A 12,800-nucleotide genomic window follows, 5' to 3' on the forward strand; every position below is an offset into this window, starting at 1 on the left:
AGCCATGCCCGCATCGGGTCGGTCGGCCGTACGGCGGACCGGACGGATACTCACCGGTTTCGGCGCGCTGGTCGTGCTCTGCGCGCTGCTGGTCGGCGCGCCGGTCGCGCTGCTCGCCTTCGCCGGCAACCCCCTGCCCGACCACCTGCCCACCATCGCCGAGGTGGGCAGGACGTTGACCAGTCGCGACGATGGCCAGCTCTTCCTGCGAGCGCTGGCGTTGGCCGGTTGGTTCGGCTGGGCCACGTTCGCCTTCTCCGTCCTGGTCGAGCTGGGAGCGCAGAGCCTGCATCGGCCCGCACCGAAGCTGCCCGGGATGAGTCGCCAGCAGAAGGCCGCCGCGGCACTGGTTGGTTCGGTCGCGCTGATCCTCGCCGCCAGCCCCGCCGCAGCCAGCGCCGCAGCGGTCGCCGCCGGCCCGGCGTACGCCCATCCGGGCGCTCCGGCGGTCGCCACGGTGGCCGCGCCGGCCTCGACGACGGCGCTGGGCACGGCCCACACGGTCGCCGCCCCACGCGTGGCGAGCACGACGGCCACCACCGGCACCGGCCCACTCGGGTTGGTCGCGCCCCCCGGCCCGACCGGCGGCGAGGCGGCACCGGTCTACCGGGTGGCGCGGGGCGACTACCTCGGCGAGGTGGCCGAGCGTTACCTGGACGATTTCACCGACTATCGACGGCTCGCCAAGCTGAATCGGCTGGACGATCCGGACCGGATCCGCCCCGGCCAACTGCTCCGGCTACCCACCGAGGCCAACGACCAGGGCACCCGTACGCACGCCACCGGCCGGTTGGTCAGCCGACCGGCCGCACCCCGGCCACCGGCGCCCCGGCCGGCGCCCGAGCGGACCGCACCCGAGCGGGTGGACCCGGCGCCGTCCAGCGGTACGGAGTCGACGGGTCAGCCGCCCGCGATGACCGTCGGCGCGGCCCGGGCCGGCACCACCGAGCGGGTGAACCGCCCGCTGGCGGTGTCCGCCGTGCTGGCCGTGGCCAGCATCGTGGGTGCTCAGATCGGCGCGGTGCTCGGACTCCGCCGTCGACCCGCCACCGCCGGTGCGGCTCCGCGGCTGGCCGCGGCTGGCCGGCTGCCCCGGGGTGGCACGGGCCGGACCAGCGGCAGCACGGGCCGGACCACCAGCACCCGGCGGACCAGCGGACCGGCGGTCGGGAGCGGTGCCGCGTGGGCCGCCGCCCGGACGCTGTCCGCCACCGAGGCCGCCACGCCACCGAGCGGCGGTACGACGTCCGCCACCGACGGCGCGGCTCCGGCCGGCGCGGCGGACTGGGCCGGGGACGACGGCTGGAGTGGCGACCATGCGCCCGGCGGATTGCTGTCCGGCGGGCACGGACTGGACAACGTGGCGGACGGACCGCCGGTCGGCCGGCACCGACGGACGTGACGGGGTGGGACCCCGGCGGGCGGCAGTGTGCGTCGGCCGTGGGTCCTTCGGTCAGGGCAGGCGGGTCTGCAGCACGCCGTCCTGGATTCGGGTGGGCAGAACCTGCTGGTCGTTGCCGGACGGCCCCTGCATGACCTCGCCGCCGTTCAGCCGGAACGCGCTGCCGTGCCACGGGCAGACCACGCAGGCGTGGCCGTCCATCTCCTGCACCTCGCCCTCGCCCAGCGGCCCGCCCTGGTGCGGGCAGTGCTCCAGCATCACGGTGACCTCGTCACCGTGCCGGTAGAGGATCACCGAGACGTCGTCCACCTCCCGCGTCACCAGCGTGCGCTGCGGCAGGTCGGCCATCTCGGCCAGCGAGTGCCAGCCGTCGCTGATCCGGTTCAGCTCGGGGACGCTCTGGTTGACCTGCGCCCCCTGCTTGTACGCGAGGTGCCCGCCGATGTACGCCCCGAGGCTCACCACGGAGAGCCCGAGCATCCCGAGGCCACGGCCGACGCCGTGCCGGCCGGAGAGCCGCGCCGCCAGCGAGCCGGCGTAGAGCGTCATGCCCACGGTGTTCGTGGCGGCGTGGACCAGGCCGACCCGACGCTGCTCCCGGGAGAGCGCCGCCCAGTCGTTCAGACCGGCGACCGCCGCCGGCAGCGCGCTCAGGGTGCCCAGGCCGACCAGCACGGTGGCGGGCCGGCGCTGGCCGGGCATCAGGTCCAGGACCGCGGCGCTGATCCAGGCGCCCACCGGTACCTGCACCATGGCCGGATGCAGCGGGTGCCCCAGTGTCACCCCGTGCAGGAGGTCCCTCAGTCGACGCGGGCGCAGCGTACCGAGGACCGCGCGCTGCAACCGGTCACCCGACCGGTCCAGCCGCGATGCCTGCTCAACTTTCGTCAATAGTGCTCGCACGCGTACCGACTTCCCGGCAATCGGGGTCGCAAACCGGTCGGCGGTGACGGACCTGTAGCAGTACGTGCAGACCGGATTGTCCCGCGCGGGCCGGGCCGGCATGCTGGGTCGATGGGTGTACGGGTGGAGCAGGCCGGGCCGGTTACCACGGTGATCCTGGATCGGGGGGCGGCTCGCAACGCGGTCGACGGTCCGACCGCGCGGGCGTTGGCGGACGCCTTTCGGGCCTTCGACGCCGAACCGGACGCGGCGGTGGCCGTGCTCTGGGGAGCCGGGGGCACGTTCTGCGCGGGTGCCGACCTCAAGGCGATCGGCACGCCCAGCGGCAATCGGGTCGAGCCGGAGGGCGACGGCCCGATGGGTCCGACCCGGATGGCGTTGAGCAAGCCGGTGATCGCGGCGATCTCCGGGTACGCGGTGGCGGGTGGGCTGGAGTTGGCGCTCTGGTGTGACCTGCGGGTCGCCGAGTCCGACGCGACGCTCGGGGTGTTCTGCCGCCGCTGGGGGGTGCCGTTGATCGACGGCGGTACGGTCCGGCTGCCCCGGCTGATCGGCGAGAGCCGCGCGATGGATCTGATCCTCACCGGCCGGCCGGTGCCCGCCGAGGAGGCGTACACGATGGGGTTGGTCAATCGGTTGGTGCCGCCCGGCCAGGCACGGGCGGCGGCCGAGGAACTGGCGGCGGCGATCGCCCGGCATCCGCAGACCTGCCTGCGCAACGACCGGGCGGCGGTGCTGGCCGGCGCGGGCCTCCCCGAGGCGGAGGCGCTGGCGACCGAGTTGGCGTACGGGATGGCGTCGCTGGCGACCGACGCGGCGGCCGGAGCGGCCCGGTTCGCGGCCGGCGAGGGCCGGCACGGCACGATGCCGCCGGGAGGGGTGAACCTCCCGGCGGCATCCGGTGCCGGCTAGCTCAGTTGCGGGTGATGGTGAAGGTTGTGGTCGTGTTGCGGATGTCCACCGCGTTGTTGGTCAGCCGCAGGTTGTTGAAGGTGACCGAGCCGACCGCCGGGCCCTGACCGGGTTCCGGCATCTCGTTGGCCCAGACCGCGAAGCCCGACTTCGCGTCGAACGCGTCGCCGCTCTTGCGGGCACCGCTGATCGAGATGTTGGTGAAGACGGTGTCGGTGATCGGGTTCTCCGGCTGTGATCCGTTGTACTTGGTCTGGAACATGATTCCGGAGTACGTCGGATCGACGATGTCCACGTCGGACACCCGGATGCCGCGGAACTCCTTCGAGGCGGAGAAGACCCAGATCGCGGGGAACGTCTGCGATCCCCAGAAGTGCCCGCCGGCTCTGATCAGCGAGATGTTCTGGAACTGGGTGGGCGGGCTGGATCCGAAGCCGATGAACGGGTAGCCGAAGTCCAGCGAGCTGATGGTGATCCCGGAGTACGTCAACATGTCCGCGATGTACAGGTTGCGGAAGATGTTGTTGTAGCCGCCGTAGACCGCCAGCCCTGCGGCCCGCCAGGTCAACGTGGCCGAGAGGTTCTCGAACACGTTGCCGTTGTTGGAGGTCGAGGCACCCGCGTCGGTGGCCGAGAAGAGGGCGAACGCGTCATCCCCGTTCGACCGCCCCTCGGTGTTGGTGACCAGGTTGTTGGTGCTGCCGTTGGTCATGTTCACGCCGTCGGCGAAGGTGTTCCGGAAGCGGCTGTTGCGGATGGTCAACCCGCTGACGCTCACACCCCAGTACGCGCAGACGGTGTGCTCGACCCAGACGCTGTCCAGCGTCATGTTGTCGACGTCCCGCAGCTCACCCCAGACCTTGCCCGGCCCGTCGATGCGGTTGGTGTAGTTGCCGAAGAAGGCGAGGTGCGAGAAGGACGAGCCGCTGGCCGAGGACTGCACCCCGAAGCCGGCGTCGGTGTTCGACTGGCCGGTCGGCGTCTGGAAGCGGGTGTACCAGATGCCCGCGCCGACCACCGAGACCGCCTTGCCGTAGATCTGGAACTTCTGCGAGGTCTCGTACGTGCCGGCCGGCAGGTAGACACCGATCAGGTTGCCGGTGGTGTCCATCCGGACCGCGTCCAGCGCGTTCTGCACGTCCTGGTGGCTGAAACCGGTCGGCACCCGGTAGCGGGCCGGGTCCGGGTTGGCCCGAGGTGCGACCAGCTCCAGGTTGATGAAGTCGATCGCGTACGTGGTGGTGTTGGCCGGGTCCTTCTGCAGCCGGATCGTGCTCCCGGCCGGGATGGTCGAGTTCAACATGACGTTGGCCTCGTCGTACAGGTGCCGAGGCGGACCGGCGCTCGGCGAGTCACTCGGGCTGGCCTCCGCACCGTAGAGCCAGATGTGCTTGGAGGTCAGGTTGATCGGCTTGTGCAGGGTGCCGTTGACGTAGATGTTCAACGTCGAGTCGATGCCACCGCCGCCGGCCGAGTCCGGGATGGAGAAGCGGGTGACCAGGGTGTTGGTCGCCGCCCGGGTGGTCCACTGAACGTACGCGCCGGTGCTGTTCAGGGTCACCGCCCGGCGGCCGGAGGCCTCGCCGCCGAGGTTACCGATGTCCCGGTTCGGTCCGACCTGCCCGGCGCCGCCGCCGGCCGTGCCGTCCTCGGCCTCGTACATGTCGTAGCCGAGGTTGGCACCGCGCCCGACGAACAGCGGACGGTCGCTGGTGTTGTTGGTCTGCTTGACCGGCAGCTCGTTGCCGTCGGCGGCGAGCACCACCCGGACGGTGTACTTGCCGTTCGCGGCGGTCCAGGTGCCCAGGTTGACCGGGCCGACGGTGGCCCCGGCGTTGATCACGCCGGAGTACGAGCCGGTCAGGGTACGGACGGCGGTGCCGGCCTCGTTGAGCACGGTGAGCGTGATGCCGTGCGCGCCGGACGCGGAGGCCACGCTGCCGGCGTTGCGGATCGACACCGCGAAGGTGACCGTGCTGCCGGCCGTCGGGTTACCCGGCGACCAGTCGACCGACGAGGCGACCAGGTCCGAGGTGGCGACCGGGCTGACCACCAGCGGGCTCGGGTTGCTGTAGCTGTTGTTGGTGTCGTCCTGCTCGACGACGGTGTTCGACTCGTCGACCTTCGCGCTGAGCGGGTAGCTGCCCGCGTCCCGGGTGCCGATGCTGGCGCTGACCGTGGTCGAGGCGCCGGCCGCCAGGCCGCCGACCGACGCGGTGCCGACCCGGGTGGAGCCCAGGTAGAAGTTGACGTTGGTGGCGCCGGAAGCCGCCGAGCCGGCGTTACGCACGGTGGCCGAGAGCGTGATGGTGCTCGTCTCCACCGGTGCCGACGGGCTGAACGACATCCCGGTGATGGTCAGGTCCGGGTTCGGCGCCGGAGTGCCGAAGACCTGGAACTCGGCCACCTGGCCGGCCGGTGCGCCGGTGTTCGAGGCGATCGAGAGCCGCACGTCGGCAGCCGCACCGGAGACCGGGATGGTCACCGTGTTGCCGCTGGCCGGGTTGAAGGTGTAGTTCGCCGCGCCGACCAGGGTGGTGAAGGTCGAGGAGCCCTGGTCCCGGCCCTGCACGGTGATGTTCTGGGTACGCGTACCCCAGGCCGAGTCCGGGTTCAGCTTCAGCACGATCTGGCTGAGGCTGGCGTTGGCGCCGAGCTGCACGGTCAGCGTGCTCGGGTTGCCGTTGCCCTCCCAGTAGGTGGCCACGTTGTTGTCGTTGGCGTTGGTGGCCACGAACGTGTGCACGTAGCCCGAGGCGGTGATCGGCTTGCCGATCGCCAGGTTGGTGCCGGTCGGCGGGTTGCCGGTGCCGGTCCGGGTCACGGTGTTGCTGTTCGCCGACTGGTTGCCGGCGGCGTCCTTGGCCCGGACGTAGTACGAGACCGTGGCGGTGTCCGGCTGGCTGTCGGTGTACGTCAACGTCGAGCCGCTGACGCTGCCGCGCAGCCCACCGTTGGCGTAGATGTCGTACCCGGTCACGCCGACGTTGTCCGAGGACGCGGACCAGGTGAGCCGGATCTGTCCGCTGGCCGGCTGGGTGTACGCCAGGTTGCCCGGGACGCTGGGGGCCTGGGTGTCGGGGTTGCCGGCGGAGCCGTAGACCTCGACCTCGGAGAACTGGGCGGCCGGCCAGCCGGTGTTGGCGGTGACCTGGATGCGCACGTACCGGGTGCTGGCGGCCGTGAAGGTGACGGTCACGGTGTTGCCGCTGCTCGGGTTGAAGGTGTAGCCGGCGGACGCCTTCAGCGTGCTGAACGACGAGCCGTTGGTCGACCCGAGGACCGACAGTGTCTGGGTGCGGGTCTGCCAGTCCGCCGACGGTGGCAGCTTGAGCACCACCCGGTCCACGCTGAGCGTGGCGCCGAGATCGGCCTGGATCCATTGCGGGAACGCGTTGTTGGCGCTCTCCCAGTAGCTGCTCGCGTTGCCGTCGTTGGCGTTGCTCGCCACGTAGTTCTGGTTGTAGCTGCTGGCGGTCATGGTGGCCGAGAGACCGGCGAGCAGGGCCGCGCGGGCGGAACCGGCCGGGGCCGGAGCCGGGTTCGCCAGCGGTGCGGCGGCCGCGGGGGTCACGGCCGGGACGGAGGTGAGGAGCAGGCCGGCGAGCACGCCGGCGAGCAGCCGCCGGGTGGCTCGGGGTGCGGGGCGGGACCTGCCGGTTGGCGGGGTACCTCGGGTGGTGGCGAATCTGGACATGGGGTCGCTACACCTCTTTCGGGGGTGGGGTGCGGGTGCGGAGCCCGGCCGGCGGGTGCAGGGGTACGCCCGTCGTGCCGCGACAGGTGGGGGACGGTGCGGGACGGGAACGGGCGGTACCGGAGCCGCGCTGCGCCGGGTCGCCCAGGCTGAGGGCCCCCGCCCGGAACGGACGGGGGCCACCGGCCTAGCTGGTGTAGACCTCGAACTCGCTGAGCTGGCCGGCGGGCCAGCCGGTGTTGCCGGTGACGGTCAGCCGCAGGTACCGCTGGCTGGTCGCCGCGAAGGTCACGGTGGCCGTGTTGCCGCTGGCCGGATTGAAGGTGTAGCCCGCCGACGGCTTCACCGTGGTCCAGGAGTTGCCGTCGGCGGAGCCGAGGACGGCGAGCGTCTGGGTACGGGTCTGCCAGGCCGATGCCGGCGGCAGCTTCAGCACGACCCGGGACACCGAACGGCTGGTGCCCAGGTCGACCGTCACCGACTGCGGGAACGCGTTGTTGGCGCTCTCCCAGTAGGTGTTGGCGTTGCCGTCCACCAGGTTCGGGGCGGCGTACACGTCGGAGTGGCTGGTCTCGGTGACCGGCCGCCCGGCCGCCAGGTTCCCGGTGGGCGGCGGCGTGGTCGGGGGTGGGGTCGTCGGCGGCGGGGTGGTGGGCGTGCCGCCGTACACCTCGACCTCGGAGAGCTGGGCGGCGGGCCAGCCGGTGTTGCCGGTGACGGTCACCCGGATGAAGCGACGGTCGCCGGTGGGCAGGCCGATCGACACGGTGTTGCCCGCGCCGGGGTCGAAGTCCCGGCCGGCGGACGCCGCCAGGGTGCTGTACGAGGACCCGTCGGTCGAGCCCAGCACCGACAGGGTCTGGGTGCGACGCTCCCAGCCCGGAGGCAGCTTGAGCACCACCCGGTCCACCGAGCGGGCCGAGCCCAGGTCCACGGTGAGCGTCTGCGGGAACGCGTTGTTGCTGCTCTCCCAGTAGGTGGCCGCGTTGCCGTCCACCGCGTTGGTCGCCGTGTAGCTCTGGTTGCTGCTCGACGCGGTCGCCGGCCGGTTCAGCGCCAGGTTTCCGCCGGTGGGCGGCGGGGTGGTCGGCGGTGGAGTGGTGGGTGGCGGAGTGGTGGGCGGGGTGGTGGGCCCGCCGCCCCACTGCGGGTCCGGCCACGGGCCGCAGTACGGGGTCGGGGTGTACCAGCCGGAGTTGCCGGCGCCCTGGGTGATCTGGAAGCCACCGCCGACGCAGTTGTGCATCGGGTTGCTCTGCGCGATGCCGGTGGCCCGTACGTTGGTGAACGACACCTGGCTGGGCGCCTGCACCTGGAGCGCGTACGTGCCGGCGCCGTCGATGCGTACGTTGTTGAGGTTGATCCCGCTGGTCTGACCCTCGATCCAGTGCAGCGCCGCGTACGAGCTGTCCAGGATGTCGGTGTCGGTGATGTTGATGGTGGCCTGCTGGAACGACTCGTTCAGTGCCGAGAACCAGATCGCTCCGACACCGAAGTTCCAGTTGTAGTCCGAGTTGCCGTTGCGGATCAACGTGTTCCGGGCGACCGTCCAGGTGCCCCGGACCGCGGTGTTGCCCTGCACACCGGGGTAGCGGTTGGCGACGTGGATTCCGCCGCCGTTGCTCACCGAGTCGGCCGTCACGTTGTCGGTGATCGTGATGTCCCGGCCGCCGTAGCTGACCAGGTGGTTGGCCAGCAGGGTCACGCCGATGGTGTTGTGCGTGAAGGAGTTGTTGACGTTCGGCACGTTCTGCGCCCACATCGCCAGCGCGTCGTCGCCGGTGTTGCGCAGGAACGTGTTGGTGACCGTCGAGTTGGTCACGCCGGTGTGGAAGTTCACCCCGTCTGCGGTCTGGTCCAGGATCCGGCTGTTGCGGATGGTGAAGTTGTCCATCGGGCCGTCCATCCAGGCCCCGACCTTGGTGTTCTCCAGCCAGAGGTTGTCCACCACCGAGTTGGACATCGCTCCGCCCAGGGCGTTGACCTGGTCGTCGTCCATCCGTTCCCGGATGTCGCCGATGATGGCGAAGTCCCGGAGCGTGACGTTGCGACTCGGCCCGCCGGCCTCGTGCGCCCGGATCTCACCGGTGTAACCGCCGCCCGGCACGTACTTGCCGTAGATTCCGGCGGCTCGCTTGCGATCGGTGGGGTGGCGGCCACCGAGCACCGAATACCACGGGCCGGCACCGCGCAGCGTCACCCCGTCGACCACCACGTGGTCCCAGAGGGTGAAGGTGCCGGTCGGGATCCAGACCGCCTTGCCCTGGGCCTTTCCGGCGTCCACCGCGGCCTGGAACTTCGCCGTCGAGTCGCTGCCGCCGGACGGGTCGGCGCCGAAGTCGGTCACCACGTCCAGCACGCCGGCGGGCTTGGCGATCGCCGCGCCGACCAGCTCGAAGTCGGCCAGGTCGATGGTGAAGCTGGGCGACTGGGCGGTCGAGGCGACCTGCAAGCGGATCTTCGCGCCGGCCGGATAGGTGCTGCCGAACGTCGCACGGGTCTCGTCGTAGAAGTGGTGCGGGTTGGTGTCGCCCGGGTTGTTGTTGAACGGGTATCCGCCGTAGTACCAGCCGTACCTCGACGTGACCGGGACCGACTTCAGCAGCGATCCGTTGGCCCGCAGATCGATGGCGGCGTCCCGGCCGGTCCCGGACGGGCTGTCCGGAAGGCTGTACCGGAAGGTGACCGCGTTCGCCGGTGCGGTGAGGGTGAACTCGACGTACTCGCCGACGGCGTCGAGGGTGACCGCCTCTCGGCTGGAGGCCTCCGAGGGCAGCGTGCCGTAGAACCGGGTCGGGCCGATCTTCGTGCCGTTGTGGGCGGCCTTCTCGGCCTCCTGCTCCAAAAACGGCACGGTGGCGCCGCGCCCGGCGATGTCGAAGGGGGACAGCCCGGCCGCCGAAGCCGGGGTTGCGGTGCCGGTGACCGCGATGGCGGTCACCGAGGCGGCGGCGAGCAGTGTGGCGGCGATGGCGGCCAACCCTGCCCGGGCCGGGTGTCGAAGGTGGTGCGGGGTGCCGGTGGTGTGGTTGGCCATGAGCTGCGCTCTCCCTTTCGTCAGGCAGGCCAGGTCCCCCGTGTCCGTGCGGCGGAGCAGTGTCCCCCCTCGTACCCCCTTCGTTCGACGGCCCGCGGGGACCGGTTTTCGGTGGGATGGTGCCGGCGGCCGGGACGGGCCGCCGGCACCACGGGGTCAGGTCAGGCCGGCTCGGCGGTACGCAGCCAGACGGCGGTGTCCGCCGGCAGCAGCCCGTCGTCGAGTGGGCCGCTGGCCAGCAGCAGCTCCCCCCCGGCGGGCAACGGGACCGGCCTGTCGGTGAGATTGACCAGGCAGCGGAAGCCGCCGCCACGGCTGAAGGCCAGGACGCCGTCCGGCGCGGGTAGCCAGCTCAGCTCGCCGTCACCGAGCGTCGGCTCGGCCCGACGGATCCGGATCGCTTCCTGGTACAGCTCCAGCATCGAGTTGGCGTCGCCGGTCTGCGCCTGGACCGTCCGGTCCTTCCAGTCGGCGGGCTGGGGCAGCCACGGTGCGGCGGCGCCGTCGGGGCTGAATCCGAACGGCGGCTCGTCGCCGGCCCAGGGCAGCGGCACCCGGCAGCCGTCACGACCGGGGTCGATCCGCCCGGAGCGTTCCCACATCGGGTCCTGGCGCAGCGCGTACGGGATGTCCTCGACCTCCCAGAGCCCCAGTTCCTCGCCCTGGTAGACGTACGTGGCACCGGGCAGCGACAGCGAGAGCAGCGCCGCGGCGCGGGCCCTGCGGGTGCCCAACTCCAGGTCGGTGGGGGTCCCCTCGCGTTTGGCGGCGAAGCTGAACCTGGTGTCCGCGCGCCCGTAGCGGGTCACGTGCCGGGTGACGTCGTGGTTGGAGAGCACCCAGGTCGCCGGTGCGCCGACCGGCGCGTGTGCGCTCAGCGTGCCGTCGATGCTCTCGCGCAGCGCCGAGGCGTCCCAGGCGCAGCCGAGGAAGTCGAAGTTGAAGGCCGCGTGCAGCTCGTCCGGGCGTAGGTAGTTGGCGAACCGCTGCCGGTCCGGCAGCCACACCTCACCGATCAGGGCGCGGTCCGGGTACTCGTCGGCGACCCGCCGCCAGGCCCGGTAGATCTCGTGCACCCCGTCCAGGTCGTGGAACGGGTGTGGCCGGTCCGGCAGGGTTTCGGGCAGCGTCCCGTCCTTGACCAGCAGCCCGGCCGAGTCGATCCGGATGCCGTCCACGCCCCGGTCGAACCAGAACCGCAGGATGTCCTCGAACTCGGCGCGAACCCGCGGGTGGTCCCAGTTGAAGTCCGGCTGCTCGGGGGCGAACAGGTGCAGGTACCAGTCGCCGGGGGTGCCGTCCGGGTTGGTGGTCCGGGTCCAGGTCTCGCCGCCGAACTCGCCGACCCACTCGGTGGGCCGCTGGTCGCCGTTCGGGCCCCGGCCGGGGCGGAACCAGAACAGCTCGCGCTCGGGCGCGCCGGGGCCACCGGCGAGCGCGGCCTGGAACCACGGGTGCGCGTCGGAGCAGTGGTTGGGCACCACGTCGACGATGGTCCGGATGCCGAGCTCGTGTGCCTCCGCGATCAGCGCCTCCACCTCGGGCAGGGTGCCGAAGACCGGGTCGATGTCGCGGTAGTCGGAGACGTCGTAGCCGGCGTCGGCCATCGGTGACGGATACCAGGGACTGAACCAGATCGCGTCGATGCCAAGCGCGGACAGGTGGTTCAGCCGAGACCGGATGCCGGCGATGTCGCCGATGCCGTCGCCGTTGCCGTCGGCGAAGCTACGGGGGTACACCTGGTAGATCACCGCCCCACGCCACCACGGACTGTTGTCTGCTGTGGACACGAGCACCTGCTTTCTGCGTCAGTACGTCGGCGAATCCGCCGGACCTGAATATGTGTCGGGCGAACGGTCGTTGTTCGCCGCCGGAGGTTGCGCTGGTGGTGCGCGGTGCGGTCAGCTCCTCATCGAGCCCGCCTGAAGGTTGCCACGCTCGGTGTCGGCATCCTCGGGCTATCCCTTGATGCTGCCGGTGGTCAGACCGGACATGATGTTCCGTTGGAAGATCAGGAAGATGACGACGGTCGGAATCGCGGCGATGACCGACGCGGCGATGACCACGTTCATGGGCGTACCACCCGCGAAGGCGTAGATCCCGACGCTGACCGTCCGGGTCTCCGGCGATGGCATGACCAGCTTCGGCCAGAGGAAGTCCTTCCAGACCGCCGTCACCGCGAAGATCGAGACCACGCCGAGAATGGGGCGCGAGATCGGCAGGATGATCGACCACAGGGTGCGCAGCGGTGTCGCCCCGTCCATGAGCGCGGCCGACATCAGCTCCTCCGGGATCGAGTCGAAGAACCGCTTCAACAGGAAGATGTTGAAGGCGTTCGCGACCAGGGGCAGCCAGATGGCGAACGGTGAGTCGAGCAGGTTGATGTGCAGGATCGGCAGGTCGATGACGGTCACGTACTGCGGGACGATGAGGACCATCGCCGGGATCATCAGCGTTGCCAGCATCAGGCCGAGGATCACGTTGCCGAACATCGGTCGGAGCTTCGACAGCGAGTACGCGGCAGCGGTGTCGAGGACGAGCTGGAACGCCACCGCCCCGGCCGCGTAGTAGAACGTGTTGAACAGCAGCTTCGCCAGCTCCAGGTTGTTCCACGCGTCCACGTAGTTCTGCGCCTGGGGATCCTCGGGGAACAGCGACGGTGGGGTCTGCGCGATCTCCTGCCCGGACTTCAGCGCGCCGGTGACCATCCAGTAGAGCGGCCCGAGGAAGACGAGCGTGAAGCCGACGACGACCACGGCGAGCAGCGTCCAGTAGATGACCTTGCCGCGCCCCCGGGTGAGCTGCGCGTGCGAGATGAGGGTCCGGGTCCCGGAGTCCTGTGCCATTCC

General features: G+C 71.0%; 6 protein-coding genes and 1 pseudogene. 2 read left to right on the forward strand and 5 right to left on the reverse strand.

Features of this window, described 5'->3' with window-relative positions; translation table 11 throughout:
- Positions 1–4: 4 nt before the first annotated feature.
- Positions 5–1,099: pseudogene (locus ACFQGL_RS21615) on the forward strand (LysM peptidoglycan-binding domain-containing protein); the annotation flags it as partial.
- Between the two features lie 354 nt (positions 1,100–1,453).
- On the opposite strand, the gene ACFQGL_RS21620 reads toward ACFQGL_RS21615, so the two are convergent.
- The gene (locus ACFQGL_RS21620) at positions 1,454–2,305 is read right to left on the reverse strand and encodes a Rieske (2Fe-2S) protein (protein WP_377514058.1); all 852 of its coding nucleotides are present in this window, start codon (positions 2,303–2,305) and stop codon (positions 1,454–1,456) included.
- Between the two features lie 111 nt (positions 2,306–2,416).
- Between ACFQGL_RS21620 and ACFQGL_RS21625 the strand changes: the two genes are divergently transcribed.
- Positions 2,417–3,217, forward strand: a complete 801-nt coding sequence (locus ACFQGL_RS21625; RefSeq protein ID WP_377514059.1) for a crotonase/enoyl-CoA hydratase family protein — start codon at positions 2,417–2,419, stop codon at positions 3,215–3,217.
- A gap of 1 nt (position 3,218) precedes the next feature.
- Here ACFQGL_RS21625 and ACFQGL_RS21630 read toward each other — a convergent pair whose 3' ends face one another.
- The 4 genes from ACFQGL_RS21630 to ACFQGL_RS21645 all read right to left on the reverse strand — a co-directional run bounded on the left by ACFQGL_RS21630 (position 3,219) and on the right by ACFQGL_RS21645 (position 12,797).
- The gene (locus ACFQGL_RS21630; protein WP_377514060.1) at positions 3,219–6,914 is read right to left on the reverse strand and encodes a discoidin domain-containing protein; all 3,696 of its coding nucleotides are present in this window, start codon (positions 6,912–6,914) and stop codon (positions 3,219–3,221) included.
- Between the two features lie 187 nt (positions 6,915–7,101).
- Positions 7,102–9,951 (reverse strand): galactose-binding domain-containing protein, encoded by a 2,850-nt coding sequence (locus tag ACFQGL_RS21635; protein WP_377514061.1) that lies wholly within the window; start codon positions 9,949–9,951, stop codon positions 7,102–7,104.
- A 161-nt stretch (positions 9,952–10,112) separates the two neighbouring features.
- Positions 10,113–11,741 carry a glycoside hydrolase family 13 protein gene (locus ACFQGL_RS21640; RefSeq protein ID WP_377514062.1) on the reverse strand — a complete coding sequence of 543 codons (1,629 nt, stop codon included), beginning with the start codon at positions 11,739–11,741 and terminating at the stop codon, positions 10,113–10,115.
- 168 nt (positions 11,742–11,909) lie between these two features.
- Entirely contained in the window at positions 11,910–12,797 is an 888-nt protein-coding gene (locus ACFQGL_RS21645) for a carbohydrate ABC transporter permease (protein ID WP_377514063.1), read from the reverse strand.
- Positions 12,798–12,800: the final 3 nt, after the last annotated feature.

The sequence above is a fragment of the Micromonospora vulcania genome (genome assembly GCF_042658605.1).
Taxonomy (GTDB): Bacteria; Actinomycetota; Actinomycetes; order Mycobacteriales; family Micromonosporaceae; genus Micromonospora; species Micromonospora vulcania.